The 25,118-nt window shown below is 66.0% G+C and carries 24 protein-coding genes and 1 tRNA gene; 15 read left to right on the top strand and 10 right to left on the bottom strand.

What is annotated here, in order from left to right; genetic code table 11:
* Positions 1 to 22 precede the first annotated feature (22 nt).
* Entirely contained in the window at positions 23 to 364 is a 342-nt protein-coding gene (locus ACFPK0_RS08080) for a lipid-A-disaccharide synthase N-terminal domain-containing protein (protein ID WP_056603975.1), read from the bottom strand.
* A gap of 132 nt (positions 365 to 496) precedes the next feature.
* Here ACFPK0_RS08080 and ACFPK0_RS08075 point away from each other — a divergent pair.
* A tRNA-Val gene (locus ACFPK0_RS08075) sits at positions 497 to 571 on the top strand.
* A gap of 86 nt (positions 572 to 657) precedes the next feature.
* Here the strand turns inward: ACFPK0_RS08075 and ACFPK0_RS08070 are convergent.
* From ACFPK0_RS08070 to folC, 5 genes are all read right to left on the bottom strand, one after another.
* Entirely contained in the window at positions 658 to 1,473 is an 816-nt protein-coding gene (locus ACFPK0_RS08070) for a ferritin-like domain-containing protein (protein ID WP_056079370.1), read from the bottom strand.
* A gap of 102 nt (positions 1,474 to 1,575) precedes the next feature.
* Positions 1,576 to 3,051, bottom strand: a complete 1,476-nt coding sequence (gene purF / locus ACFPK0_RS08065; RefSeq protein ID WP_056603978.1) for an amidophosphoribosyltransferase — start codon at positions 3,049 to 3,051, stop codon at positions 1,576 to 1,578.
* Positions 3,052 to 3,075: 24 nt separating this feature from the next.
* Positions 3,076 to 3,696, bottom strand: a complete 621-nt coding sequence (locus ACFPK0_RS08060) for a CvpA family protein (protein WP_377339670.1) — start codon at positions 3,694 to 3,696, stop codon at positions 3,076 to 3,078.
* A gap of 37 nt (positions 3,697 to 3,733) precedes the next feature.
* Positions 3,734 to 4,786 (bottom strand): SPOR domain-containing protein, encoded by a 1,053-nt coding sequence (locus ACFPK0_RS08055; protein WP_377339668.1) that lies wholly within the window; start codon positions 4,784 to 4,786, stop codon positions 3,734 to 3,736.
* Positions 4,787 to 4,847: 61 nt separating this feature from the next.
* Positions 4,848 to 6,197: a bifunctional tetrahydrofolate synthase/dihydrofolate synthase gene (gene folC, locus ACFPK0_RS08050; RefSeq protein ID WP_377339666.1), complete on the bottom strand. Its 1,350-nt coding sequence runs from the start codon at positions 6,195 to 6,197 to the stop codon at positions 4,848 to 4,850.
* Positions 6,198 to 6,447: 250 nt separating this feature from the next.
* Here folC and ACFPK0_RS08045 point away from each other — a divergent pair, with 250 nt between their 5' ends.
* The 3 genes from ACFPK0_RS08045 (at position 6,448) to ACFPK0_RS08035 (ending at position 10,375) form a co-directional block, all read left to right on the top strand.
* A complete protein-coding gene (locus ACFPK0_RS08045; RefSeq protein WP_377339663.1) occupies positions 6,448 to 8,004 on the top strand; it encodes an SDR family NAD(P)-dependent oxidoreductase in 1,557 nt (518 codons plus the stop codon).
* Between the two features lie 137 nt (positions 8,005 to 8,141).
* Positions 8,142 to 9,470: a PQQ-dependent sugar dehydrogenase gene (locus ACFPK0_RS08040; protein ID WP_377339661.1), complete on the top strand. Its 1,329-nt coding sequence runs from the start codon at positions 8,142 to 8,144 to the stop codon at positions 9,468 to 9,470.
* Positions 9,471 to 9,496: 26 nt separating this feature from the next.
* The gene (locus ACFPK0_RS08035) at positions 9,497 to 10,375 is read left to right on the top strand and encodes a formate/nitrite transporter family protein (protein ID WP_082520114.1); all 879 of its coding nucleotides are present in this window, start codon (positions 9,497 to 9,499) and stop codon (positions 10,373 to 10,375) included.
* Positions 10,376 to 10,604: 229 nt separating this feature from the next.
* On the opposite strand, the gene ACFPK0_RS08030 is transcribed toward ACFPK0_RS08035, so the two are convergent.
* Complete coding sequence (locus ACFPK0_RS08030; protein ID WP_377339658.1) at positions 10,605 to 11,681, bottom strand: LacI family DNA-binding transcriptional regulator; 1,077 nt, start codon at positions 11,679 to 11,681, stop codon at positions 10,605 to 10,607.
* A 375-nt stretch (positions 11,682 to 12,056) separates the two neighbouring features.
* Between ACFPK0_RS08030 and ACFPK0_RS08025 the strand changes: the two genes are divergently transcribed.
* From ACFPK0_RS08025 to ACFPK0_RS07980, 10 genes are all read left to right on the top strand, one after another.
* Positions 12,057 to 13,250 (top strand): Gfo/Idh/MocA family protein, encoded by a 1,194-nt coding sequence (locus tag ACFPK0_RS08025; protein WP_377339656.1) that lies wholly within the window; start codon positions 12,057 to 12,059, stop codon positions 13,248 to 13,250.
* Positions 13,247 to 14,488 (top strand): nucleoside permease, encoded by a 1,242-nt coding sequence (locus tag ACFPK0_RS08020; RefSeq protein ID WP_082545946.1) that lies wholly within the window; start codon positions 13,247 to 13,249, stop codon positions 14,486 to 14,488. The genes ACFPK0_RS08025 and ACFPK0_RS08020 overlap by 4 nt, the downstream gene beginning before the upstream one ends.
* The gene (locus tag ACFPK0_RS08015; RefSeq protein WP_377339654.1) at positions 14,485 to 15,375 is read left to right on the top strand and encodes a sugar phosphate isomerase/epimerase family protein; all 891 of its coding nucleotides are present in this window, start codon (positions 14,485 to 14,487) and stop codon (positions 15,373 to 15,375) included. Before ACFPK0_RS08020 ends, ACFPK0_RS08015 begins: the two co-directional genes overlap by 4 nt.
* A 42-nt stretch (positions 15,376 to 15,417) precedes the next feature.
* Positions 15,418 to 17,109, top strand: a complete 1,692-nt coding sequence (locus ACFPK0_RS08010; RefSeq protein WP_377339651.1) for a GMC oxidoreductase — start codon at positions 15,418 to 15,420, stop codon at positions 17,107 to 17,109.
* Between the two features lie 11 nt (positions 17,110 to 17,120).
* Positions 17,121 to 17,708: a gluconate 2-dehydrogenase subunit 3 family protein gene (locus ACFPK0_RS08005; RefSeq protein WP_377339648.1), complete on the top strand. Its 588-nt coding sequence runs from the start codon at positions 17,121 to 17,123 to the stop codon at positions 17,706 to 17,708.
* A gap of 3 nt (positions 17,709 to 17,711) precedes the next feature.
* Positions 17,712 to 18,773, top strand: a complete 1,062-nt coding sequence (locus ACFPK0_RS08000; protein ID WP_377339646.1) for a sugar phosphate isomerase/epimerase family protein — start codon at positions 17,712 to 17,714, stop codon at positions 18,771 to 18,773.
* Entirely contained in the window at positions 18,770 to 19,672 is a 903-nt protein-coding gene (locus ACFPK0_RS07995; RefSeq protein ID WP_377339644.1) for a hydroxypyruvate isomerase family protein, read from the top strand. The genes ACFPK0_RS08000 and ACFPK0_RS07995 overlap by 4 nt, the downstream gene beginning before the upstream one ends.
* Before the next feature lie 22 nt (positions 19,673 to 19,694).
* Entirely contained in the window at positions 19,695 to 20,477 is a 783-nt protein-coding gene (locus ACFPK0_RS07990; protein ID WP_377339642.1) for a 3-keto-disaccharide hydrolase, read from the top strand.
* A 130-nt stretch (positions 20,478 to 20,607) separates the two neighbouring features.
* The gene (locus tag ACFPK0_RS07985) at positions 20,608 to 21,534 is read left to right on the top strand and encodes an ABC transporter ATP-binding protein (protein WP_056079418.1); all 927 of its coding nucleotides are present in this window, start codon (positions 20,608 to 20,610) and stop codon (positions 21,532 to 21,534) included.
* Complete coding sequence (locus ACFPK0_RS07980) at positions 21,531 to 22,298, top strand: ABC transporter permease (RefSeq protein ID WP_056604022.1); 768 nt, start codon at positions 21,531 to 21,533, stop codon at positions 22,296 to 22,298. The genes ACFPK0_RS07985 and ACFPK0_RS07980 overlap by 4 nt, the downstream gene beginning before the upstream one ends.
* A 69-nt stretch (positions 22,299 to 22,367) precedes the next feature.
* On the opposite strand, the gene ACFPK0_RS07975 is transcribed toward ACFPK0_RS07980, so the two are convergent.
* The 3 genes from ACFPK0_RS07975 to ACFPK0_RS07965 all read right to left on the bottom strand — a co-directional run bounded on the left by ACFPK0_RS07975 (position 22,368) and on the right by ACFPK0_RS07965 (position 23,482).
* Entirely contained in the window at positions 22,368 to 22,664 is a 297-nt protein-coding gene (locus ACFPK0_RS07975; protein ID WP_082520116.1) for a BrnA antitoxin family protein, read from the bottom strand.
* Positions 22,648 to 22,932 (bottom strand): BrnT family toxin, encoded by a 285-nt coding sequence (locus ACFPK0_RS07970; RefSeq protein WP_056604025.1) that lies wholly within the window; start codon positions 22,930 to 22,932, stop codon positions 22,648 to 22,650. Before ACFPK0_RS07970 ends, ACFPK0_RS07975 begins: the two co-directional genes overlap by 17 nt.
* A gap of 115 nt (positions 22,933 to 23,047) precedes the next feature.
* Positions 23,048 to 23,482 carry a MarR family winged helix-turn-helix transcriptional regulator gene (locus ACFPK0_RS07965; protein ID WP_377339638.1) on the bottom strand — a complete coding sequence of 145 codons (435 nt, stop codon included), beginning with the start codon at positions 23,480 to 23,482 and terminating at the stop codon, positions 23,048 to 23,050.
* A gap of 104 nt (positions 23,483 to 23,586) precedes the next feature.
* On the opposite strand from ACFPK0_RS07965, the gene ACFPK0_RS07960 reads away from it, so the two are divergent.
* The gene (locus ACFPK0_RS07960) at positions 23,587 to 25,107 is read left to right on the top strand and encodes an FAD-dependent oxidoreductase (RefSeq protein WP_377339636.1); all 1,521 of its coding nucleotides are present in this window, start codon (positions 23,587 to 23,589) and stop codon (positions 25,105 to 25,107) included.
* The last annotated feature ends 11 nt before the right edge of the window (positions 25,108 to 25,118 follow it).

The raw sequence follows: 25,118 nt of genomic DNA, 5'->3' as shown, positions 1-25,118 counted from the left end.
AAGGTGCGCTCCTGCATTGTCTTTACGCGGTCGCGTCTCCGGTAATGCTGTTCTTGCGATTGCGCAGATGCACGTACAGGTTGTACGTGGAAACGAATACCGGGAAGAAATTCGAGAGGATACCCACCGAATCGTTCTTGCCCACGATGAAATACGCCAGCAGCAGCACGCTGCCCAGCACCGACAACCACCAGAACGCCAACGGCATCACCACGCGCTTGTACTTGCGCGTGTAATAGAGCTGCACGAACCATCGGCTGGTGAACATCAGCGTGCCGGTGTAACCCACCAGCTTCCATGGGGTCAGCTGAAAGTGCTGCAGCGCATGGACGATCGACGGGAAATTGGCACTGAAAAAATCCATGGCGACGCACTTCGATTTGTGAGGTCCGCAAGTCTACCAATTCACCCCGTGCTCCCGAGACGTTTCTCCTCGCGCGTCATCAAATAACGTTGACCCACGCCGCAACTGCCCCTAAAATGCAGCGCTCACATTGGGCGGTTAGCTCAGCGGTAGAGCACTGCCTTCACACGGCAGTGGTCAGTGGTTCGATCCCACTACCGCCCACCAAGACAAATAAAAAACCGGCCTTCTGGCCGGTTTTTTATTGCGCACGGTTCAAGCCCGGCATCGAGGCTCGAATCAAAGAGGCCGCGTCACGCCTGTCCTTGCGCAGCAAGCGCCGCCAGGCGATCGAGTTCCGCTTCCACAAAGCCTGCCTCCAGTCGCGCGGGTCGGTTGAACGGGCCGCGCAGATTGACGCCCATGTAGTCGCGTATCAGGGCGAAGAAATGGGCGATGGGTTCGATGCCGTCGCGCTGACAGCAGTGCTGGTACCAGCGGGTGCCGGCGGCGACGTGGGCGACTTCCTCGCGCAGGATCACTTCGAGGATGGCAACGGTTCGGGTGTCGCCCAACCGGCGCAGGCGTTCGATCATGGCCGGAGTGACATCCAGCCCGCGTGCTTCGAGCACGCGCGGCACCAGCGCCATGCGGGCGGTGTCGTCGTGAGCGGTTTTCTCGGCCATCTGCCACAGGCCGTCGTGGGCGTCGAAATCGCCGTAGGCATGGCCAAGCTCCTGCAACCGTTCGGCCAGCATCGCGAAATGGCGCGCCTCGTCATGAGCGCAACTGGCCCAGTCGCGGTAATACGCGGCGGGCTTGCCGCGGAAGCGGTAGACCGCGTCCCACGCCAGGTTGATCGCGTTGAACTCGATGTGCGCCACGGCATGCACCAGCGCCGCCCGACCTTCCTCGCTGCCGAGGCCGCGTTGCGGCAGCTGGCGTGCGTTCACCAGCACGGGTTTCGCAGGTCGGCCAGGCGCGGTGATCGGATCAGGCGCAGGCGACGACGTATCGGGTTGCAGGTCGCCGGCGAGAAACGCTTCCCACGTGGCGTGGGTAAGCCGCAGTTTCTCGGCCGGTTCGGTGGCATCCAGACAGCGTTTGGCCGCGGCGTGAAGATCGGTCATGGCTTTTCCTGTAGGAGCGCACCTTGTGCGCGATGCTTTTCGTTACGTGACGAAGAGCTATCGCGCACAAGGTGCGCTCCTACATGAGGTGGTCGCCCAGCGTTAGACGCTGCGCCTGGCGGCCTTGGCATCGTCCGAACGCAGCATCTGGATCTGCTCCAGGTAACGCTGGTCCAGGCCGGTGACGTACTCGCCGGAGAAACACGAGGCGTCGAACTGCTGCAGCTCCTCGTTGCCGTCCTGCACGGCCCAGATCAGATCCTTCAGGTCCTGGTAGACCAGCCAGTCGGCGCCCAGGATCTTCTCCACCTCGGCCTCGGTCTTGCCGGCGGCCACCAGCTCGGTCACCGAGGGCATGTCGATGCCGTAGACGTTGGGGTAGCGCACCGGCGGCGCGGCGGAAGCGAAATAGACATTCCTGGCGCCGGCGTCGCGGGCCATCTGGATGATCTGCTTCGACGTGGTGCCGCGCACGATCGAGTCGTCGACCAGCAGCACGTTCTTGTTGCGGAATTCCAGGTCGATCGCGTTGAGCTTGCGCCGCACCGATTTAACCCGCTCACCCTGCCCCGGCATGATGAAGGTGCGACCGATGTAGCGGTTCTTGACGAAGCCCTCGCGGAACGGCACGCCCAGCACCCCGGCCAGCGCGCTGGCGGCGGTGCGTGCGGTGTCGGGAATGGGGATGACCGCATCGATGCCGTGATCGGGGCGCAGGCGCAGGATCTTCGCGCCCAGCTTTTCGCCCATGCGCAGGCGCGCCTTGTAGACCGATACGTCCTCGATCATCGAGTCGGGCCGGGCAAGGTAGACGTACTCGAAGATGCATGGCGTGTGCAGCGCGCCCTCGGCGCAGCGGCGGCTGAACAGCTCGCCTGCGTCGGTGATGATCACCGCCTCGCCCGGCTCCACGTCGCGGATGCGCTTGAAGCCGAGCACGTCCAGCGCCACCGATTCCGACGCCACCGCGTATTCGCGGCCTTCGGCGGTGACGCGTTCGCCCAGCACCAGCGGGCGGATGCCGTGCGGGTCGCGAAACGCCAGCAAGCCGTAGCCCAGCAGCAACGCCACGCAGGCATAGCCGCCGCGGGCGCGCACATGCATGCCGGCCACGGCCTTGAAGATGTGATCCGGCGTCAACGCCATGCGGTCCTGGATCTGCAGCTCGTGCGCCAGCACGTTCAGCAGCACCTCGGAATCGGAGTCGGTGTTGATGTGGCGCCGGTCGCCCTCGAACATCTCGCGGCGCAACTCGTCGGTGTTGACCAGGTTGCCGTTGTGCGCGAACGCGATGCCGTAGGGGGAGTTGACGTAGAACGGTTGCGCCTCCGAGGAGCCCTCGGAACCGGCCGTGGGATAGCGGCAATGGCCGATGCCGATGCGGCCGGGCAGCGTCTTCATCGATGCCTCGGTGAACACGTCGCGCACCAGCCCGTTGCCCTTGTGCAGGCGCAGCCGCGAACCGTCCACGGTGGCGATGCCGGCGGCGTCCTGGCCGCGGTGTTGCAACACCGTCAAGCCGTCATAAAGCGCCGATGCCACCTGGGTGGTACCGACAATGCCGATGATTCCGCACATGTTGTTGCCTGCTTCGAAAGTCGTTCAAAAATGAGGGGCGGGAGCGCTGCCTGCAGCCGCGGGATAGGCCTGGTGCGCGGTACTGGCCGGAGCGGGCGTCCGGCCCGATATGGGGGTCAGCAGCGAAGCCGGCAAGCGTGGCAACTGGCTCAGCTGGGCGGGCGCGTGCAGGTTGCGCACCTGGGCCGGCACGCGCTGTTCCAGCCAGGTGGCCACATGCTGAAAATGCGGCAGCAACACCGACTGCTGCCACCACGGATCGCGGGTGAACGCGGTGAATCCGATCAGGAACACCAGCAAGGTCACCAGCAATACACCGCGCACGAACCCGAAGATCATGCCCAGCAGCCGATCGGTGCCGGACAAACCGGTACTCGCCACCAGCCGCGCCACCACGAAGCGCAGCAACGCGCCCAGGATCAACACCGCCACGAAACACAGGCCGTAGCCGGCGATGATCCGCGCCGAGGGCAGCGTGATGATGGTGCCGAAGTGCGACGCCACCGCCGGCCCGAAAACCCAGGCCACCCAGAACGCCGCCGCCCACACCACCAGCGCCAGCACTTCGGCAATCAGGCCACGCCACAGCCCGATCAATACCGACAAGCCGAGCACGCCGATGATCGCGTAGTCGATCCAGTTCATGGATGAATCCGTCCGGCTCGCAGTGGGCGATGCAAGCTCAAGGCACCGACACGATGTTGCCGTCGATGCCCAGCTTGGCCTTGATCTGGTCGTGCACGCGCTGTGCATCCGCGCGCTGCGTCTGCGGGCCGGCGCGCACCCGCCACAATTGCTTGCCACCCACGTTGACCGAATCGACAAAGCCGTCGAAGCCTGCCGCCCGCAACTTGTCGCGCAGCGCGTTGGCGTCGGCCTGGCCGCTCACCGCCGCCAGTTGCACCGCCCAGCCGCCGGCCTTGCTGGCGCTGGCGGTATGTGCGGAGGTGGTCGGGCTGGCGGAGCTGGCTTGCGCGACGCTGTGCTCCAGCGTCGCCGGCACGCCGGAGATGCTATGGGTGATTTTCAGCCGCGCCGCCTCAGCGGCCGTGCGCGTGGCAAACGGGCCGGCGACGACCTTGGTCCGGCGCTGCCCCGCCTGGGTGATCGGATGGCTGCTGACCGGGTAACCCAGGGCGCGCACCTTCTGCTGCAAGGCGGCCGCGCCGGAGGCGCTGGCGTAGGCGCTGAGGTTGATCATGTAGCTGCCCTGCCCACCGGCGTCGGCCACATGGGGCACAGGCTCGGCGGGTTTTGGCGCAGGCTTGGGGGCCGGCGCCGGGGCGGGTTCGGGCTTGGCCTCGGGCTTGGCGGGAGCCGCCGGCTTGGTCGCGACGGGCTCGGCGGCAGCGGGTGCCGGCGTTTCATTGCGGGTCGCGGCCTGCATCGGGATCACCGGCTCGGCGGTGGACGTGCCCGTTCCCGTGGTGACCGTGGTGGGCTCGTGCGCCTTGCCGGCGCGGGGGTCGGTCTCTACATCCAGCGGACGGTTGGAGCCGATGTTCACGGTGGCCAGCTGATCGCCGGAGAACGGCGCTTGCGCCTGCGTCGGCGCCGAGCCGCTGGTGGACAGATCCATGGTGCGCGTCTGCAGGTCGCGGTCCGGCGCCGGCGGAATCGCCAGGCTCACCGCCGCGTCGCCACTTTCCGCCGGCGGCTTGCCGGAAAACCACATGGGAATGAACAGAACCGCCAAGGCGATCAGGACGGCAGCACCCAGCAGGCGTGTATTCAAGGTTTCGCTCCAAGGCGGCTCGCGGCAGGCAGAACGCGATTATAACCGCCAGCGTCCCTGCTCATGGAACCGTCCCAACCGGCACGGTGCGCGCGGCGGCAGATGGTGTGGGCTCCAGCGCCATCTGCGCCAGCACGGCACTGGCCACGAAGAACGAACCGAAAGCCAGGATGCGATCCCCGGCCTGCGCCGTCCGACGCGCCGCAGCGAGCGCGGCCGGCACGTCGGCATGGGTGTCGAACGTTGCGCCGGGCTGGGTCTGCCGCAGGATTCCAGCGAGCGCATCCACGGCCAGGCCACGCGGGCTCACCTGCTCCAGCCCGGCCAGATGCCAGTGATCGATGCGCGTACCCAAGGCACCGATGACGCCGGCCACATCCTTGTCGCCCAGCGCGCCGTACACCGCGTGCACGCGTGCGGGCGGTTGTGCGTCCAGCCAGTCCGCCAGCGCACGCGCGGCCTGCGGGTTGTGGCCCACGTCCACCAGCACGGGCGGGTCGCCGCCCAGCGGTTGCAGGCGTGCCGATGGCGAGGCGGCGCGCAATCCTGTGCCGATCGCCGTAGGCCAGTCGTGCGTCGACAGCGCCGGCTCCGCCGACCACAGCGCATGCAGGGCCGCAATCGCAGCCGCCGCATTGGCGTATTGCACCGGCGCCGACAGCCGCGGATCGGGCAGCTTCATGTCGGCGCCGTCGCGGTGCCGCCAACGCCAACCACCGTCGGCATGACGCTGCGCGTGGAAATCCACGCCGGCCCGCTCGACCCTGGCGCCGCAGGCCGCCAGCGTCTGCAGCAATCCTAAGGGCGGATCCAGCTCACCCACGATCGCCGGCCGCCCGCGGCGCGCGATGCCGGCCTTCTCGCGGCCGATGCTGTCGCGATCGGGGCCCAGCCAGTCCATGTGGTCCAGATCCACCGTGGTGACCACCGCCACGTCGGCATCGATGATGTTCACCGCGTCCAGCCGTCCGCCCAGGCCCACTTCCAGCACGGCCAGATCCAGCCCCGCACGCGCGAACAGATCCAGCGCGGCCAGCGTGCCGAATTCGAAATAGGTCAGGGGGATGGCAGGATCGGAACCGGCCGTGCGCGCCGCCTCGATGCGTTCGAACGAGGCCACCAGCACGACGTCGTCCACCTCGGCGCCGTCGATCCGCACCCGCTCGTTGTAGCGCAGCAGATGCGGCGACGTGAAACTGCCCGTGCGCAGGCCGGCTGCCCGCGCCATCGCCTCCAGCAAGGCCACGGTGGAACCCTTGCCATTGGTGCCGCCCACCGTGATGACACGCCGCGCCACCACCGGCGTGCCCATCCGCTGCCACACCCGCCGCACCCGATCGAGCCCCAGCTCGATGCTGTGTACGTTGACGTGTTCCTGATAGGCCAGCCATTCGGCGAGGTTGCGGGTCATGCGAAAGCTTCTTGTTGAATGGCGGGTGCGGGGCGCGTGGTGGGAATCGATCGGGATCAGCCCGTCATTCTACTGTCCACGGTCGCCGTCGCGGCGCGGGAAAACGCGCACGCCGGGCGGGGATGGGGGAAAGCAGGCAAAATACGCGGTTTCGGCGCTCGCGATGTTGCTTCTGCCTGGTGCGGGTCGCGACTGAAGTCGCTCCTACAAGGGTCGCGCCGATCCATCAATCACAGCGGTAGACCTTTCGATGAACGCCCACCCCACCCTGCCCGCGCGGGATGACGACGAGTCCGCACTGCTGGCGCAATTGCGCGAAACCACCGCGCTGCTGGAGGCGCTGGCCGCCGACCGCCAATTGCTGGACCGCCTGCCCGCCGACGAACGCGCGCGGCTGCAGCTGGCCGTGGCCAATGTCTACCACCCCGACCCGGTGGCACGGCGAGTGAAGCTGAAGGCGGCCGAGAAGGCACGCCACGCGGCGAAGGTGCAGGCCGAGGACGGCGTGCTGAACCGGACCGGCATCCGCACCCTGCGTCGCAAGCCGGTGTTCACCACGCCGAACGTGTTCGCCCCCGAGGGATTCATCGCGCACGACGTCGGTCCCGACGCCGACGCGGCGCAGCCGCGCGAATCGGTCGAGCCGAAGCATTGCTACGTGTGCAAGCAGAAATACACGACGCTGCATTTCTTCTACGACCAGATGTGCCCGACCTGCGCCGCGTTCAATTACGCCAAGCGCACCGAGCTGGCCGACCTGCATGGACGCGTGGCCTTGCTCACCGGCGGCCGCGTGAAGATCGGCTACCAGGCCGGCCTGAAACTGCTGCGCGCCGGTGCCGAGTTGATCGTCACCACGCGCTTCCCGCGCGATTCGGCGGCGCGCTACGCGGCGGAGCCCGACTTTGCCGAGTGGGGCCACCGCCTGCAGGTGTACGGCCTGGACCTGCGTCACACGCCCAGCGTGGAGGCGTTCTGCCAGGAGCTGGTGGCGACCCGGCCGCGGCTGGATTTCATCATCAACAACGCCTGCCAGACCGTGCGCCGCCCGCCGGATTTCTACGCGCACATGATGGAAGGCGAAACCGCCGCGCTGCACGACATGCCCGAGCACGTGCGCAAGCTGGTCGGTCATTACGAAGGCCTGCGTGGCTCGAACATCCTGCCCCAAAGCACTGGCCGCGACACCGCCGTCCCCGGCCTGACCCGCGCCGCCGAGTTGTCGCAACTGCCGCTGCTGCCCGAGGAACTGCTGGCGCAGAGCCACCTGTTCCCCGAAGGTCGGCTCGATCAGGACCTGCAGCAGATCGACCTGCGCCAGCGCAATTCCTGGCGCTTGCTGATGGCCGAAGTGCCGTCGGTGGAACTTCTGGAAGTGCAACTGGTGAACGCCATCGCACCATTCATCATCAATGCGCGCCTGAAGCCGCTGATGCTGCGCACGGCCGAGCGCGACAAGCACATCGTCAACGTGTCCGCGATGGAAGGCCAGTTCTACCGCAGCTTCAAGACCACCCGTCACCCGCACACCAACATGGCCAAGGCCGCGCTGAACATGATGACGCGCACCTCAGCCACCGATTACCACAACGACGGCATCCACATGAACAGCGTCGACACCGGCTGGGTGACCGATGAGGACCCGGCCGAGCTGGCCGCAAAGAAGGTGCTGGAAGAACGCTTCCACCCGCCGCTGGACATCGTCGACGGCGCCGCCCGCATCGTCGACCCGATCATCCACGGCATCAACACCGGCGAGCACGTGTGGGGCCAGTTCCTGAAGGACTACCGCCCCACCGATTGGTAAAGTCGAAACACTCCCTTCTCCCGCTTGCGGGAGAAGGTGCCCGAAGGGCGGATGAGGGCGCTCTTGGCGACCCGCTATTCACACCCGCTTGCCTACCCACGGTATGCACTGCGCTTTACGTGCCCCGGAGCGATGCCATGCGCCACGCATTCGCCATAGCCTTCATCGCCCTCGCCCCACTCGCCCTCGCCAGCTGCGGCGAGTCAGCCCGGTTGACCGTGCATCAAGGCATGGGCCCGAACCCGCAACTGCCGCCGCCGCACAAAACCCTGATCCCCACCGTCAACACCGCCAAGGCGATTGGCTGGTCCACCCATGAACACCCCATCGCTGCGCCGGGCCTGACGGTCCACGCCTTTGCCCGCGATCTGGATCATCCCCGCTGGCTCTACACACTGCCCAACGGCGACGTGCTGGTGGCGGAAACCAACGCGCCCCCCAGACCCGACGACAGCAAGGGCATCAAGGGCTGGGTCGCCAGGCTGATCATGGCCGGCGCCGGCGCCGGCGTCCCCAGCGCCAACCGCATCACCCTGCTGCGCGACGCCGATGGCGATGGCGTCGCCGAGACGCGCAGCGTCTTCCTGCAGCATCTCAACTCCCCGTTCGGCATGGCATTGGTGGGCGATACCTTCTACGTCGCCGACACCGACGCGTTGCTGGCCTTTCCGTACCGCGCCGGTGAAACAAGCATCGCCGCGCCGCGCCGCAGGGTGATCGATCTCCCCGCCGGCACCATCAACCACCACTGGACCAAGAACGTCATCGCCAGCCAGGACGGCCGCAAGCTCTACGTCACCGTGGGCTCCAACAGCAACGTGGGCGAGAACGGCCTGGCCGTGGAAAAGGATCGCGCGCGCATCCTCGAAGTGGACATCGCCAGCGGCACGGCGCGCCCGTTCGCCACCGGCCTGCGCAACCCCAACGGCATGGACTGGCAGCCGCAAAGCGGCGCGTTGTGGACGGCGGTCAACGAACGCGATGAACTGGGCAGCGACCTGGTACCCGATTACATGACCTCGGTGAAGGACGGCGGTTTCTACGGCTGGCCCTTCAGCTACTACGGCCAGCACGTCGATACGCGGGTGAAGCCGCAGAACCCCGCGCTGGTGGCTTCGGCGCTCGTGCCCGACTACGCGCTGGGTCCGCATACCGCTTCGCTGGGCCTGATGTTCTATCGCGGCCAATTGCTCGGCGCGCACTATCGCAACGGCGCATTCGTGGGCCAGCACGGCTCGTGGAACCGCCGGCCGCGCAGCGGTTACAAGGTCATTTTCGTGCCGTTCGCCAACGGTGAGCCCGCCGGCCCGGCGCAGGACGTGTTGACGGGATTTCTCGACAGCGAAGGTCGCGCGCGCGGCCGGCCGGTCGGTGTGGCGATGGACGCGAAAGGTGCGCTGCTGGTGGCCGATGACGTCGGCAACACGGTGTGGCGCGTAACACCGGCTCGAACCGGCGCCGATTGAGCGCCCGTCCCGCCGCGGAGCGCGCCATGAACGACAACAAGCATCGACTCGCCACCGACGCCACCCCGGACGATCACCAGACCGCCGACGAGAAAGACGGCTTCTCCCTTTCCACCGAAGAAAAGCATGACGTGGAGGAGAAGCAACCACCCCGCGCCGCGGTGCTGCACGAAACCATCCGGCTGCAGGGCGAGGAGGAACTGGGGCGCAGTATCCCGGCACTGGGCTGGTCAGCGCTGGCGGCGGGTTTGTCGATGGGCTTTTCCATGCTGGCGCGCGGCCTGCTGCATCGCCATCTCGGCGACGCACCCGGCGCCTTCCTGATCGAAAGCCTGGGCTATCCGCTCGGCTTTCTGGTGGTGATCCTGGCGCGGCAGCAACTGTTCACCGAGAACACGATGACGGCCGTGCTGCCGCTGATGACCCATCCGGACCTGGCCAAGCTCGCTTCGCTGCTGCGGCTGTGGTCGGTGGTTTTCGTGGGCAACATCATCGGCACCGCCCTGTTTGCCTACGGCATCCTGCACATGCCCGTGTTCGACCATGCCACGCACGAGGCCCTGGTCGGCATCGGCGCCGAGGTGATGGCCAACTCGCCGGGGCAGATGTTCTCCAAGGGCATCCTCGCCGGCTGGCTCATCGCCACCATGGTATGGCTGGTGCCCGCTGCCGAGCAGGCGCGGATCACCGTCATCGTGCTCACCACCTACCTGATCGCGCTGGGCGGGTTCACCCACATCATCGTGGGCTCGGTGGAGGTGCTGTACTTGGTGTTCAGCGGCGGCGCCGGGTTCGGCGACTATGTCTTCCACTTCGGCCTGCCGACCCTGCTGGGCAATATCGTGGGCGGCAGTTGCATCTTCGCCTTGATCAGCCACGCGCAGGTGCGCGGCGACGAGGCTTGAGCGCTGCGTCATCGCACAGCCTTGAGACGCCATTCAAAACGCGGTGGAAACTCACCCTCTCACCGTTCTCCCTGAGCGTCGGCCGCGCAGCGGCCAGAGTCGAAGGGCACGCCTCGTGAACTTTCCCGCATCACTTTGACTTCGCCGCCCTGCGGGCGGCTACGCTCAGTGTGATCGGAGGAGGAGTTCGCTGCTCCAAGGGCCTTAAAAATCCAGCCCTCTCCGATCGTCACTTCCGCTTTCGCGGCGACGGTGGCGCCGTCGAACCGCGCACCACCAGATCCGCCGACAGCACCCGCTTGCGCGGCGGCACCTCGGGATCGGCAAGCAACTCGATCAGCATCGCCATGGCCTCGCGCCCCAACGCATTCTTGGGTTGCGCGACGGTGGTCAGCGCGGGCGAGGTGTAACGCGCGAAACGGATGTCGTCGAAACCCACCACCGAAACGTCCTCCGGCACGCGCAACCCGTGCGAACTCAACGCGCGCATGGCGCCGATCGCCATTTCGTCGTTGGAGCAGAACACCGCGCTGAACGACTGCCCTTGCGACAGCAGCAACTCGACGGCGCGCTCGCCGGCCTCGATCGAAAAATCGCCGCTGACCATCAACGCGGGATCGACGGCGAGCTTCGCCCGCTGCAACGCCAGCCGGTAGCCCTTCTCGCGGTCCACGCAGATCGGGCTCGACGGCGGGCCGGCGACGAAGGCGATCTGGCGATGCCCCAGCATCACCAGGTAATCGACGGCGGCGCCCGCGGCGGCGACGTTGTCCACGTAGACGCTGGAAATCTGCTTGTCCTTCACGTACTCGCAGGCGTTGACCACCGGCAGCCGGCCCGGCATGGGAATCTTCGGCACGCGGTGCGACATGGTGATGATGCCGTCGGCCTGGCGCGCGGCGACCATGTCGGCATACGCCTGCTCGCGCACCAGGCTGCTCTGGGTTTCGCCCAGCAGTACCGAGTAGCCGCTCTCGTGCGCTACCTGCTCGATGCCGCGGATCACCTCGGAGAAAAAGGGATTGGCGATGTCCGGCAGCAACGCCACGATCAGTCGCGTCCTTGCCGTGCGCAGGTTGCGCGCCAGCGCATTGGGCGTGTAGCCCACGCGTTTGACCACCTCCTGGATGCGCAGGCGCGTGGTCTCGTTGACCACCTCGGGCCGCTGCAATGCCCGCGACACCGTCGCCACCGAAACGTTGGCGATGGCGGCGATCTCCTTGATCGTCCTCACCCGCGCGGGCGTCGCGGCCGCGCGCGTTGCGCTGGCGGTGGGTCGCTTGCCTCTGGATCCTTCCGAACTCACGGTCTACCACCTCCTCGTCGACGCTGCGCCGCACGATAGCACTCGCCTGGCCAACCAACGCGCCATGCGGGGCGCTTCCCAACCCGTCCACAGCAATTTTTGTGCAACGCAATGTAATGGATTACATCGAACAGTTGCGCGGGCATTTGCGCATCTGTTACACAGCTTGCCACGTATTCCGACGTTTTTTGCATATTCGTCTTGCAACGCCGACTGAGGGAAGCCGGGTAAATCCGTCGTTTCCCGCCATCATGTAATCGAATACATCGCATGCGGCAGCCATGCCGCCGGAGGGGAGATGGCAAGCCAGCCCGTATCGAGCGGCACCCACGCAATGGCAGGCGCAAACGACGCGCCGAACCGCGAGGCATCCGCATGAAGGCCCTCGGCATGGCCCTGGTCGGGCCAGGCTTCATCGCCGCGCATCACATCGATGCCGTGCGCCGGCTGGGCAATGTAGAGGTCGTGGGCCTTGCCGGTTCCAGTCTGGCCTCGGCGCAGAAGCGGGCACGCGAGCTTGGCGTTGGACATGCCTACACGAACTACCACGAGTTGCTGGCCGACCCGGCCGTGCAGGTCGTCCACAACACCACGCCCAATCACCTGCATCGCGAGATTTCGCTGGCGGCCTTGCGCGCCGGCAAGCATGTGATCTCCGACAAGCCGCTGGCCAGCAACCTGCAGGAAAGCCGCGAATTGCACGAGGCCGCGCGCGACGCCGGTGTGGCGCACGTGGTCACGTTCAACTACCGCAGCCATGCGCTGGTGCAACAGGCGCGCGCCATGATCGCCAAGGGCAAATTGGGCGCACCGGTATTCGTGCACGGCTGCTACCTGCAGGACTGGCTGACTGACGACAAGACCTATTCGTGGCGCCTCGATCCCAAGCGCGGCGGCGCCAGTTCCGCGCTGGGCGACATCGGCTCGCACTGGTGCGACCTGGCCGAACACGTCACCGGCGCGCGCATCACCGCGGTGCTGGCCGACCTTTACACGGCGGTGCCGGTGCGCCATGTGGCGGCGGCGCCGACGCGCGCTTTCGCCAAGGCAAAAGCGGCACCGCGGCGCGACGTGAAGATCACCAGCGAGGACACGGCCAGCGTGCTGCTGCGTTTCGACAACGGCGCCCGCGGCTGCGTCACCGTGGGCCAGGTGCTGCCCGGCCACAAGAACGATCTCCGACTGGAAGTGAATGGCCGCCTCGCCTCGCTGGCATGGCGCCAGGAAGACCCCAACGAGCTGTGGATCGGCCACCACGACCGCGCCAACGCCGTGCTGTCGCGCGATCCGGCGTTGCTCGACTCGGCCGCACGCGGCTACGCACACCTGCCCGCCGGCCATCCGGAAGCGTGGAGCGACGCCTTCCGCAACCTGATCGCCGATGCGTACGCCTGGATCCGCAAGGGCGGCACGCCACAGACGAAACCGGCCGCGTTGCCGACCTTCGCCGACGGCTACCGCAACGCGCTGGTGATCGATGCCATGCTCAAGAGCCATGCCGCGGGCGGCGCATGGCAAAACGTGGAAGACGACCGCGAACCACCACGCAAAAGGGGAGTACGGAAATGAAGTGGCGCCTTCGCTTGATGATGCTTTTCCAATACGCGATCTGGGGTGCGTGGTACGTCACCGTGGGCACCTGGCTGGGCCAGACGCTGCATTTCAGCGGCACGGAAATCGGCGCCATCGCCGGCACCACGGCGATCGGCGCGATGATCTCGCCGCTGTTCGCCGGCCTGCTGGCGGACCGCTGGTTTGATACCCGCCGCGTGCTGGTCGCCTTGCAGGTGCTGGGTGCCGCGCTGCTGGTGTTCGCGGCGCAGCAGCAGGCATTCGGCGTGCTCTACGCCACGCTGCTGCTCTACAGCCTCTGCTACATGCCGACCCTGGCGCTGACGACCTCGCTGGCGATGCGGCACATCGATGATCCGCGCGAGGAGTTCGGCGCCATCCGTGTGTTCGGCTCGATCGGCTGGATCGTGGTCGGCCTGGTCGTCGGCGCCGCCGGCATCGAGGCCACCGCATCGCCGCTGTATTTGGCGGCCGGGCTGTCGCTGGCGATGGCGGGCTATTGCCTCACCCTTCCCGCCACCCCGCCGCTGGCCGGCAACAAGCGTTTCGAGCTGCGCCAGGCGCTGCCGCTGGAAGCCCTGCATCTGCTGCGCGGACGCTCGATGGCGGTGTTCGCCCTCGCCTCGTTCCTGATCTGCATCCCGCTGCAGTTCTATTACGCGTTCACCAACCTGTTCCTCAACGAAGTGGGCGTGGTCAACGCGGCCGGCAAGATGACCGGCGGGCAGATGTCGGAAATCCTCTGCATGCTGTTGATCCCCTGGTTCTTCCGCCGCCTGGGCGTGAAGTACATGCTGGCGGTAGGCATGCTGGCCTGGGTAGTGCGCTACGTGATGTTCGCCTTCGGCACACCGGACGAGCTGATGTGGATGTTGTGGCTGGGCATCATCCTGCACGGCATCTGCTTCGACTTTTTCTTCGTGGTCGGCCAGATCTACATCGACCGCGAGGCGCCGCCCGCCCTGCGCGCGGCCACCCAGGGTCTGATCACCTTCATCACCTATGGCCTGGGCATGTTCGTGGGCTCGTGGTTGTCCGGGCTGGCCGTCGATGCCTACGCCGCGACGGACGCCCAGGGCATCGTCGCGCATCAATGGCGCCCGATCTGGCTGACCGCCGCCGGCTTCGCCGCCGCCGTGCTGGTGCTGTTCGTGCTGCTGTTCAAGGACCGCGAACGCGCCGCGGACCCCGACCTTTCCCACCTCGACCTGGCCACCCGGGAGAAAACCCCATGACGATGACCCGCAGGCAGTTCCTGTCCCGCTCGGCGCTTTGCGGCACCGCTGCATTTCTGGCCACCAGCACCGCCGGCAGGGCATTCGCCGCCGCCGCGCAGGGCAAGCCGATGGGCATCCAGCTTTACATGATCCTCAAGGCCTATCAGGACGATCCGGTCGGCGCGCTGAAAACACTCAAGGAAATCGGCTACACCGAGATCGAGGCCATCATCACCAGCACCGCCGCCACCCTGCGCGGCCAGCTGGACGCCACCGGCCTGCGCTGCCCCAGCCTTCACTTCGACGGCATCGGTTTCGAGCCGGGCCTCGAGGCGGCGCACACGCTGGGCGCGCACTACATCGTCAGCAGCATGCTGCCGGCGATCATGCAGAAAGAGCTGGCCGCCAAGGGCAAGCATGGCGAGCAGGACTATTCACTCGACGGCGCCAAACGCACCGCGGAATACGCCAATCGCCTGGGCGAGAAAGCCAAGCAGGCGGGCCTGCAGTATGCGTATCACAACCACCATCTGGAATTTTCCGATGTGGGCGGCGGCCAGACGTTCTACGACGTGCTGCTGAAGGAAACCCGGCACGACCTGGTGAAGTTCGAACTGGACTGCGGCTGGGTCCACGTCGGCGGCAAGAACCCCGCGGATTACTTCAAGGCCAACCCCGGCCGCATGCCGCTGATGCACGCCAAGGATTTCCTGCCCGGTGCCGGCAACGGGAACTACCCGGGCTCCGAACTGGGCCGCGGCACGCTGGACTACAAACCGATCATGGCCGCAGCGGATCAAGCCGGGTTGAAGCATTGCTTCGTCGAGCAGGAAGGCCCGTTCTCGCGCATCAGCCAGCTCGACGCCGCGCGCATCGACTACGACTACCTGCGTCCGTGGCGCTGAGCGCCCACCTTTCCGTCTGATCGCCTTTTCCCCGGGGGCTCCATGAACAACCACATCTACGACGCCATCGTCATCGGCACCGGCATCAGCGGCGGCTGGGCCGCCAAGGAACTGACCGAGAAAGGACTCAAGACCCTGGTACTGGACCGCGGCCGCATGGTCGAGCACGGCGACTACCCCACGGCGATGAAAGCACCATGGGAACTGCCTTACGCCGACGAGCCCACGCAGGAAGATATCCGTCGGCATCCGGTCCACACGCGTCCCTCCTTCTACGGCATCAAGCAATCCACCAAGCACTGGTTCGTCGACGACCTCGACAACCCGTATGAGGAAACCAAGCCGTTCGACTGGTTCCGCGGCTACCAGGTCGGCGGCCGCTCGCTGATGTGGGGCCGGCAGAGCTACCGCTTCAGCCCGATGGATTTCGAGGCCAACGGCAAGGATGGCGTGGGCGTGGACTGGCCCATCCGCTATGACGACCTGGCGCCCTGGTACGACTACGTCGAGGAGTTCATCGGCGTCAGCGGCGACACCGATCACCTGGCGCAACTGCCCGATGGCCAGTACCTGCCGCCGATGGAGCTCAACGCCGTCGAGAAGGACTTCCGCGAGAAGCTGGCCAGCAAGCTGGGGCGCAGGCTCATCATCGGCCGCACCGCCAACCTGTCCGCACCGCTGAAGCACGACAAGAGCCCGCAACGCGCGCCCTGCCAGTACCGCAACCTGTGCATGCGCGGTTGCCCGTACGGCGCCTACTTCAGCAGCAACTCGTCCACCCTGCCCTCGGCCCAGCGCACCGGCAACATGACCATGGTGGCCAACGCCATCGTGCACGAGCTGATCTACGACAACGCCAAGGGCAAGGCCACCGGCGTGCGCGTATTGAATGCCGAAACCGGCCAGCAGACCGACTACTTCGCGCGCATCATCTTCGTCTGCGCCTCCACCTTCGGCACCGCGCACCTGCTGCTCAACTCCACCTCCAGCCGCTTCCCCAACGGCTTCGGCAACGACAGCGGCGAGGTGGGCCACAACATCATGGACCATGTGTTCGGCAGCGGCGCCGGCGCCCTGGTGGATGGCCACGAGGACCGCTATTACACCGGCCGTCGCCCCAACGGTTTCTACATCCCCCGCTACCGCAACATCGGCAGCGACAAGCGCGACTACCTGCGCGGCTTCGGTTACCAGGGTGGCGCCAGCCGCCAGGACTGGACGCGACTGGTCGACCAACCGTTGCTTGGCGACGAGCTGAAACGCGCGGCCGAGGCGCCGGGCCCGTGGCGCATCGGGATGACCGGCTTCGGCGAGATGCTGCCGTCGCACAGCAACCACGTCACCCTGGATCGCAACCGCAAGGACAAATACGGCCTGCCCCTGCTCAACTTCGACGCCGCCCACGGCGAGAACGAAGTCCGCATGGAGAAGGACATCATGAACGACGCCGCCGAGATGCTCAGTGCCGCCGGCTACCGCAACGTGGCGACCTACAAGATCAAGGCGAACGTGGGTGCCGGCATCCACGAGATGGGCACCGCGCGCATGGGCCGCGATCCGAAGACCTCGGTGCTCAATGGCTGGAACCAGATGCACGCCTGCAAGAACGTCTTCGTCACCGACGGCTCCTGCATGGCCTCGTCCGCCTGCCAGAACCCGTCGCTGACCTACATGGCGCTGACGGCACGCGCGGCCAACCATGCCGTGGAAGAACTGAAGCGCGGCAACGTCTGAGGAGAAACGCCATGAACCGTCGCGAATGGTTGAAGTGCATGTCCGCGCTGGCGCTCAGCGCGGCAGGCGCGCCGTTGCTGGCCGTATTCGATGCGCATGCCGCCGCGCAAAAACCCGCCATCGGCCCCCGTTTTTTCAGCCCGCCGCAAGCGGACGTGGTGGCCGCCGTGGTCGACATCATCATCCCGCGCACCGATACCCCCGGCGCGCTGGACGCGGGCGTGCCGCGTTTCATCGAGCAGATGTTCCGGGACGTGTATTCCAAGGCGGAACAAGCGCGCTACCTGGGCGCACTGGCCGCGTTCGAGCGCGCGGGCGGCACGCCGTTCCTGCAACTCGACGCCGCGCAGCGCAAGGCGCTGGTCACCCGGCTGCATGGCGAGGCGCTCGCCAGCGGCCGCCGCATCGACCACAACTCCGCCGCGGCCTTCGTGCTGATGAGCAAGAAGCTGGCGATGCTGGGTTACTTCATGTCCGAACCCGGCTGCACGCAGGTGCTGCAGTACGTGGCCGTCCCCGGTGGCTACCAGGCCGATGTGCCCTTGTCCAAGGCGGGCAATGGCCGCGCCTGGGCTGTCGAAACCGTCTTGAGGCTCTGACCCATGAAAACACTCAAAGGCCCGGGCATCTTCCTGGCGCAATACGCGGGCAACACCGCACCGTTCGACACCTTGCCCAACATCGCCCGCTGGGCGTCGTCGCTGGGTTTTGTCGGTGTGCAGATTCCCTCCAACGACACCCGCCTGTTCGACCTGCAGCAGGCCGCCGCCAGCAAGACGTATTGCGACGACATCACCGGCATGCTGGCCGAACACGGGCTGGCGGTGACCGAGCTGTCCACGCATCTGCAGGGGCAGCTCGTGGCATCGCACCCGGCCTACGACGCATTGTTCGACGGCTTCGCGCCGCCCGCGCTGCGTGGCAACGTGGTCGGGCGCCAGGCGTGGGCGGTTGAGCAGCTCAAGCTGGCGGCGAAAGCCAGCAAGCACCTCGGCCTCACCGCGCACGCCACCTTCTCCGGCGCGCTGGCCTGGCATCTGTTCTATCCGTGGCCGCAACGTCCGGCCGGGTTGATCGAGCAGGCATTTGCGGAACTGGGCAAGCGCTGGCGTCCGATCCTCGACGCGTTCGACGACGCCGGTGTGGACGTTTGTTTCGAATTGCATCCGGGCGAGGACCTGCACGACGGCGCCACGTTCGAGCGCTTCCTCGATGCGGTGGACCAGCATCCGCGCGCCAACATCCTCTACGACCCCAGCCACATGGTGCTGCAGCAGCTGGACTATCTCGCCTTCATCGACCTCTATCACGAGCGCATCCGCGCCTTCCACGTGAAGGACGCCGAGTTCCGCCCCAACGGCCGCTCGGGCGTCTATGGCGGCTACCAGAGCTGGATCGACCGCCCCGGCCGTTTCCGCTCGTTGGGCGACGGGCAGATCGACTTCCGCTCGATCTTCAGCAAGTTCGCGCAATACGGCTACCCGGGCTGGGCCGTACTGGAATGGGAGTGCTGCATCAAGGACGCCGAGCAAGGCGCGGCCGAAGGCGCGACGTTCATCCGCGAACACATCATCAAGGTCACCGAGCGCGCGTTCGATGACTTCGCCGCAACCAGCGCCAACGCCGCGTTCAATCGCCGCGTGCTGGGGATGGACGCGTCATGACCGCCAGCGGCATCACCCGTCGCGATGCGCTGGCCTGGCTCGGCACCACCATCACGGCGCTGGGCGCTGCGCCATGGCTGGCCGCATCGGCCGACAGCGGGTCGCACCCGCCCCGGTCGCAAAAGATGACGCCAGGGCGCCTGAAGCAATCGCTGAGCCGCTGGACCTCGCAGGCGCCGCTGCCGGAATTGTGCCGGCGGCTCAAGGGAATCGGTTTTGCCGGCGTCGATCTGGTCTACGCGGACGAATGGTCGGTGGTCAACGACAGCGGTCTGGCCGTCACCATGGGCTACCCCGCCAAGCGCGACAATTTCCTCACCATGGGTTTCAACAACCCGGCCCATCACGCCGTGCTGCTGAAGGAACTGGAAGCCGCGATTCCGCTGGCCAAGCGCGCGGGCGTGACCAACCTGATCACGATGTTCGGCAACCGCCAGCCGGGCATCGATGAAGGCCATGCCATCGACAACTGCGTCGCCGGGCTCTCGAAAATCGCGCCGTATGCGGCCGAGAACGGCATCACGATCTGCGTGGAGCTGCTGAACAGCAAGGTCGACCACCCCGGCTACCAGGGCGACAGCACGCGCTTCGGCGTCGCCGTGATGAAGGGTGTCGATTCGCCCCACGTGAAGCTGCTCTACGACATCTACCACATGCAGATCATGGAGGGCGACGTGATCCGCACGATCCGCGACAACATCGCCTGGATCGGCCATTTCCACACCGCCGGCGTGCCGGGCCGCCACGAGATCGACGACACCCAGGAGCTCAACTACCACGCCATCGCCAAGGCGATCGCGGATCTGGGTTTCGACGGTTATCTCGCGCACGAGTTCGTACCGACGGGGCCCGACCCGTTCGCCGCCTTCGCCGATGCGGTCAGGGTGTGTACGGTCTGATTTTCCTGTTTCGGAGCTGCCCATGACTTGGCAAACCATGTTGATCTTCACCACGCTGGCTACCGCCGCACCCTCTTTCGCCACTACCGCGGATCACCCGCCGACCGACCCCAAGGCCACCGAACAATGGCAGCCGGTGCCGAAGCTGGTGACACCGGGCAAGCACGACGCCGCACCGCCCTCGGATGCGATCGTGCTGTTCGACGGCCGCAACCTCGATCGATGGGAATCGGTCGACGACCATTCGCCGGCCCGCTGGAAAGTCCACGATGGCGTGCTGACGGTCGACAAGAAGGCCGGCAACATCCAGACCCGGCAGCGATTCAGGAACTATCAGCTGCACCTGGAGTGGCAGGTGCCGGCGGATATCACAGGCGAAGGCCAGGCGCGCGGCAACAGCGGCCTGTTCCTGGCCTCGACCGGGCCGGGCGACGCGGGCTACGAACTGCAGATCATGGATTCGTGGAAAAACCCCACCTACGTCAACGGCCAGGCCGCCAGCGTCTACAAACAGACGCCGCCGCTGGTCAACGCCATGCGTCCGCCGGGCGCATGGCAAACCTACGACGTCATCTGGACGGCGCCGGTGTTCGCCGCCGATGGCGCGCTCACCGCGCCGGCCTACGTCACCGTGCTTCACAACGGCGTGCTGGTGCAAAACCACACCGCGCTGACCGGCGAAACCGTCTACATCGGCAAGCCGGCCTACACGCCGTACACCGACGCGCCGATCAAGCTGCAGGCGCACGGCGATCCCTCGCAGCCCATCAGCTTCCGCAACATCTGGGTGCGTCCGCTGGATTGAGCGGGTATCGCATCGGTCGATGCGTGGCGCCGCCGGCGCGTGCGTAGTGCCGCCCAACGAAAAGCGAACAGCCCCAACGGCCGCAGTGTTTATACTCGGCCGCTTCGCATGCGACAGGAACACACGCACCGTGCAATCGATCATCGACGTGCGCCAGGTGACAAAAACCTACGCCTCGGGCTTCAGCGCGCTCAAGGGCATCGACCTGCAGATCCGCCGCGGCGAGATCTTCGCCCTGCTCGGCCCCAACGGCGCCGGCAAGACCACGCTCATCAGCATCATCTGCGGCATCGTGAATCCCAGCAGCGGCAACGTGCTGGCCGACGGGCACGACGTGGTGCGTGATTTCCGCGCCGCGCGCGAACGTATCGGCCTGGTGCCGCAGGAGCTCACCACCGACGCCTTCGAAACCGTGTGGGACACGGTCAGCTTCAGCCGTGCCCTGTTCGGCAAGCGGCCCAATCCGGCGCACATCGAGAAAGTGTTGCGCGATCTCTCGCTGTGGAACAAGAAAGACAGCAAGCTGATGACGCTGTCCGGCGGCATGAAGCGGCGCGTGATGATCGCCAAGGCGCTGTCGCACGAGCCGCCGATCCTGTTCCTGGACGAGCCCACCGCCGGCGTCGACGTGGAGTTGCGCCGCGACATGTGGGCGATGGTGCGCGCGCTGCGCGACACCGGCGTCACCATCATCCTCACCACGCACTACATCGACGAGGCCGAGGAAATGGCCGACCGCATCGGCGTGATCAACAAGGGTGAGCTGATCCTGGTCGAGGGCAAGGCCGAGCTGATGGAGAAGCTGGGCCGCAAGCAGCTAATCCTGCAACTGCAGGCGCCGATGACGGCGATTCCCGCCGCCCTGTCCGACTACCCGCTGACGCTGTCCGAGGATGGCCAGCAACTGGTCTACACCTTCGATGCCCAAGGCGAGAACACCGGCATCGACACGCTGCTGCGCCGCCTCGGCGAAGCGGGCATCGACTTCAAGGACCTGCAGACCCGCCAGAGTTCGCTGGAGGATATTTTCGTGAGCCTGGTGGAGGACCGCGCATGAAGTTCAACTGGCATGGCATGGGCGCGATCTACCGCTTCGAGATGGCCCGCACCCGCCGCACGCTGCTGCAGAGCATCGTCTCGCCGGTGATCTCCACCACGCTGTATTTCGTGGTGTTCGGCGCGGCAATGGGTTCGCACATGGGCGGCATCGATGGCGTCAGCTACGGCGCCTACATCGTGCCCGGGCTGATCATGCTGTCGCTGCTGACGCAGAGCATCTCCAACGCCTCGTTCGGCATCTACTTCCCCAAGTTCACCGGCACCATCTACGAGATCCTCTCCGCACCGGTGTCGTACCTGGAGATCCTGGGCGGCTACGTGGGTGCCGCCGCCAGCAAGTCGGTGCTGCTGGGCCTGATCATCCTGGCCACCGCGCGGCTGTTCGTGGACTTCGACGTCGCCCATCCGGTCTGGATGGTGGCGTTCCTGATCCTCACCTCGGTGACCTTCAGCCTGTTCGGTTTCATCATCGGCATCTGGGCCGACGGCTTCGAGAAACTGCAGCTCGTGCCGCTGCTGATCGTCACCCCGCTCACCTTCCTGGGCGGCAGCTTCTACTCGATCCACATCCTGCCGCCGCTATGGCAGAAGATCAGCCTGTTCAATCCGGTGGTGTACCTGATCAGCGGCTTTCGCTGGGCGTTTTACGGTGTATCGGACGTCAGCGTGGAAATCAGCATGGGCATGACGCTGCTGTTCCTGGCGGCCTGCCTGGCCGGGGTGTGGTGGATCTTCCGCACGGGGTATCGGTTGAAGGCCTGAAACGCGGGACCAGGCACAAGCTGACGCCGGTCTCGACACAAGCGGCAACAACGAAATGCCATCGGGTGTTCAACGCCGGTCCGACGTGTGCGCGGCGACGAAGCTGCGCAGCACGTCGTTGATCCGCGTCTGGTAACCCGCCCCCCCGTCCTTGAAGTAATCAAGCACGTCCCGGTCGATGCGCAGGGTCACCTGCGCCTTTGGCTCGGCGCGCGCGGGACGATGCGCCGCCCAGAACGCAGGCGACAGCGCCGGAATGTCGCTGTAGTCGATGGCCTCATCCGGCATGTCCGCGACGGCTTGCATGCGTTTGCGTTGCGCGGTGGCGAGCGGCTTAGGGTGTTTGGGATCAATTTTGTACTTCATGATAAATCGCTCGCTCGTAAGCGTTGGCCTTGCGGGCCGAAATGATGCGTGTGACCTCGCCGTGGACACCACGCACGGCGTGCACTACCACCAGCAGCACGGGATCCACCCAGCCGATGCTCAGCCAACGCTCCTCTCCGTACTCCTCGCGATCATCGACCATGTCGATGCGGCCAGGATCGAGAAACACGCGTGCAGCCTCTTCAAACGCGATGCCGTGCTTGCGCAGATTCAAAGCCGCTTTGGCATCATCCCACTCGAAGTCCATTCCTTGGGCCCCATCATATGTAACTACCAAATGTAGTTACATATGATGGGGGAGTCAAACCCGGAGCATCGCTTTGTCACCCCGGTAAAAACCCACGCGCCGGCTCGCGATATGACTACGCCCGCCCCTTGCCCATCGTCTGTGCCTCGATATCGGTGGCAAACCGCTGCAGCAGATTCACCAGCGTGTCGACATCCGCTTCGCTCCATTCGGCGAAGAGCTTGCGCGCCATGCGTTCGCGCGCCGCATCCAGCGCATCGGTCATCGCCTTTCCCTTCGGGGTAACGGCGGCCGCACGCACGCGTGCATCGGTTTCGCTCGCCTGGCGTTGCACCAGACCCAGTGTCTCCAATTTGGTGACTTGTCGGCTCACGGTGGTGTAGTCGCGCCCGGCCCGGCCGGCCAGATCGACGACGCCAATCGGGCCGAGCCGCTCGATCACCACCAGCAAGGGGAACAGTGCGCGGTCCAGCGCGATGCCGGCATCACGTACCAGTCGCTCATCGACCTCCGGCCGGTTCAGCACGCTGACCACGCTGATCAACGCCATGTGCAACGCACGCACGCGGGAGGATATATGTGCATCTTGCACATTTTTTCTGGAAGCCATACGATCCTCAATTCATGTGCATTTTGCACATATATGGAACCACGATGAACGTGTCGAACACCGATGTACTGATTTGCGGCGCCGGTGCCTCCGGCCTGACCCTGGCGATCGATCTTGCGCGGCGTGGTGTCAGCTTTCGCCTGATCGAGAAAAATAATGCGCCTTTCCACGGCTCACGCGGCAAGGGCATCCAACCAAGGACACTGGAAGTCTTCGAGGATCTTGGCATCGTCGACCGCATCCACGCCAGCGGCGGCCCCTATCCGCTGATGCGCACCTACCGCGCGGACGGAAGCCATGACGATATCGCGCTGGGTCAGGAGATCGCGGCCACTCCGGCCGAACCGCACGCCCTGCCGTGGATGCTGCCGCAATTCCTGACCGAACGGATCATGCGCGAGCGCCTGGCGGAGCTCGGGCATCAGGTGGCATTCGGCTGTGAACTGGTGGCGGTGCAGCAGGATGCGCAGGGGGTGATCGTCACGCTCGACGGCCCGCACGGTACGGAAAGCGTGCGCGCCCGCTATCTCGTCGGCGCCGATGGCGGCCGCAGTTTCGTGCGCCAGGCGCTGGGTATCGGTTTCCCCGGCAAGACCCTGGGCGTGCGCGCCATGGTGGCCGACGTCACCCTGCACGGCCTGGAACGGGATGCCTGGCATCGCTTCAACGACACAGACATGCCGCAACAGATCGCGATGTGTCCGCTAGCGGGAACCGGGATGTTCCAGATCCAGGCACCGATCCCGCTCGAAGGCGACGTCGACCTTTCCGTGGCCGGCCTCAACACCATGCTGGCGCAACGCACCGGGCGCAGCGACATCCACGTCAGCGAGGTGTCGTGGGCGTCCGCCTTCCACATGAACGCTCGGCTGGCCGACCGCTACTGCGTCGGCCGTGTTCTCCTGGTCGGCGACGCCGCCCACACGCATCCGCCCACCGGCGGCCAGGGCCTGAACACCAGCGTGCAGGATGCGTACAACCTCGGCTGGAAACTGGACGCCGTACTGGCCGGGGCGCCGGACGCCCTGCTGGACAGCTACGAGGAAGAACGCCGCCCCATCGCCGAAAGCGTGCTCGGCCTCTCGACGCGACTGCTCGATGCCGCCAAGCGCGGCGACAGCCGACGCGGCCGCGAAGTCCGCCAACTCGACCTCGGCTATCCCACTTCGTCACTGAGCCTGGAGGCACCGCAAAGATCGCATGGCCTGCAGCCGGGCGAGCGCGCACCCGACGCACCCATCCATCACGCCACCGGCCTGCCCACCCGCATCTTCGACCTGCTGCGGGGACCACACTGGACGCTGCTGGGCCAGGACGTCGACCGCGACTGCATGACGCCGCACACGCAACTGCGCATCCACGTGTTCGGTGATCGCGGCGACGTGGTCGACACGCAGGGGCATTTCCGCGACGCGTATGGCATGGCGTCGAACAGCTGGGTGCTGGTGCGGCCGGACGGGTACATTGGGACTTTCATCGCGGGTGACGGGATCGATGCTTTGCATGCGTATTTGCAACGCTTTGGCATCGCGTTGGGGAAGATCGCAGACGCCACTCCAGCCTGAATTCCTCCGCG

Source organism: Rhodanobacter ginsenosidimutans (genome assembly GCF_042655685.1).
Lineage (GTDB): Bacteria > Pseudomonadota > Gammaproteobacteria > Xanthomonadales > Rhodanobacteraceae > Rhodanobacter > Rhodanobacter ginsenosidimutans.
The sequence above is the reverse complement of the archived record's forward strand: the minus strand, read 5'-3'. Positions and strand labels throughout refer to the sequence as shown.

What these genes read in the sequence shown, in the direction of transcription:
- ACFPK0_RS08080 (WP_056603975.1), bottom strand. Translation starts at nt 364, where the DNA reads ATGGATTTTTTCAGTGCCAATTTCCCGTCGATCGTCCATGCGCTGCAG.
- ACFPK0_RS08070 (WP_056079370.1), bottom strand. Translation starts at nt 1,473, where the DNA reads ATGACCGATCTTCACGCCGCGGCCAAACGCTGTCTGGATGCCACCGAA.
- purF (WP_056603978.1), bottom strand. Translation starts at nt 3,051, where the DNA reads ATGTGCGGAATCATCGGCATTGTCGGTACCACCCAGGTGGCATCGGCG.
- ACFPK0_RS08060 (WP_377339670.1), bottom strand. Translation starts at nt 3,696, where the DNA reads ATGAACTGGATCGACTACGCGATCATCGGCGTGCTCGGCTTGTCGGTA.
- folC (WP_377339666.1), bottom strand. Translation starts at nt 6,197, where the DNA reads ATGACCCGCAACCTCGCCGAATGGCTGGCCTATCAGGAACACGTCAAC.
- ACFPK0_RS08045 (WP_377339663.1), top strand. Translation starts at nt 6,448, where the DNA reads ATGAACGCCCACCCCACCCTGCCCGCGCGGGATGACGACGAGTCCGCA.
- ACFPK0_RS08040 (WP_377339661.1), top strand. Translation starts at nt 8,142, where the DNA reads ATGCGCCACGCATTCGCCATAGCCTTCATCGCCCTCGCCCCACTCGCC.
- ACFPK0_RS08035 (WP_082520114.1), top strand. Translation starts at nt 9,497, where the DNA reads ATGAACGACAACAAGCATCGACTCGCCACCGACGCCACCCCGGACGAT.
- ACFPK0_RS08025 (WP_377339656.1), top strand. Translation starts at nt 12,057, where the DNA reads ATGAAGGCCCTCGGCATGGCCCTGGTCGGGCCAGGCTTCATCGCCGCG.
- ACFPK0_RS08020 (WP_082545946.1), top strand. Translation starts at nt 13,247, where the DNA reads ATGAAGTGGCGCCTTCGCTTGATGATGCTTTTCCAATACGCGATCTGG.
- ACFPK0_RS08015 (WP_377339654.1), top strand. Translation starts at nt 14,485, where the DNA reads ATGACGATGACCCGCAGGCAGTTCCTGTCCCGCTCGGCGCTTTGCGGC.
- ACFPK0_RS08010 (WP_377339651.1), top strand. Translation starts at nt 15,418, where the DNA reads ATGAACAACCACATCTACGACGCCATCGTCATCGGCACCGGCATCAGC.
- ACFPK0_RS08005 (WP_377339648.1), top strand. Translation starts at nt 17,121, where the DNA reads ATGAACCGTCGCGAATGGTTGAAGTGCATGTCCGCGCTGGCGCTCAGC.
- ACFPK0_RS08000 (WP_377339646.1), top strand. Translation starts at nt 17,712, where the DNA reads ATGAAAACACTCAAAGGCCCGGGCATCTTCCTGGCGCAATACGCGGGC.
- ACFPK0_RS07995 (WP_377339644.1), top strand. Translation starts at nt 18,770, where the DNA reads ATGACCGCCAGCGGCATCACCCGTCGCGATGCGCTGGCCTGGCTCGGC.
- ACFPK0_RS07990 (WP_377339642.1), top strand. Translation starts at nt 19,695, where the DNA reads ATGACTTGGCAAACCATGTTGATCTTCACCACGCTGGCTACCGCCGCA.
- ACFPK0_RS07980 (WP_056604022.1), top strand. Translation starts at nt 21,531, where the DNA reads ATGAAGTTCAACTGGCATGGCATGGGCGCGATCTACCGCTTCGAGATG.
- ACFPK0_RS07975 (WP_082520116.1), bottom strand. Translation starts at nt 22,664, where the DNA reads ATGAAGTACAAAATTGATCCCAAACACCCTAAGCCGCTCGCCACCGCG.
- ACFPK0_RS07970 (WP_056604025.1), bottom strand. Translation starts at nt 22,932, where the DNA reads ATGGACTTCGAGTGGGATGATGCCAAAGCGGCTTTGAATCTGCGCAAG.
- ACFPK0_RS07965 (WP_377339638.1), bottom strand. Translation starts at nt 23,482, where the DNA reads ATGGCGTTGATCAGCGTGGTCAGCGTGCTGAACCGGCCGGAGGTCGAT.
- ACFPK0_RS07960 (WP_377339636.1), top strand. Translation starts at nt 23,587, where the DNA reads ATGAACGTGTCGAACACCGATGTACTGATTTGCGGCGCCGGTGCCTCC.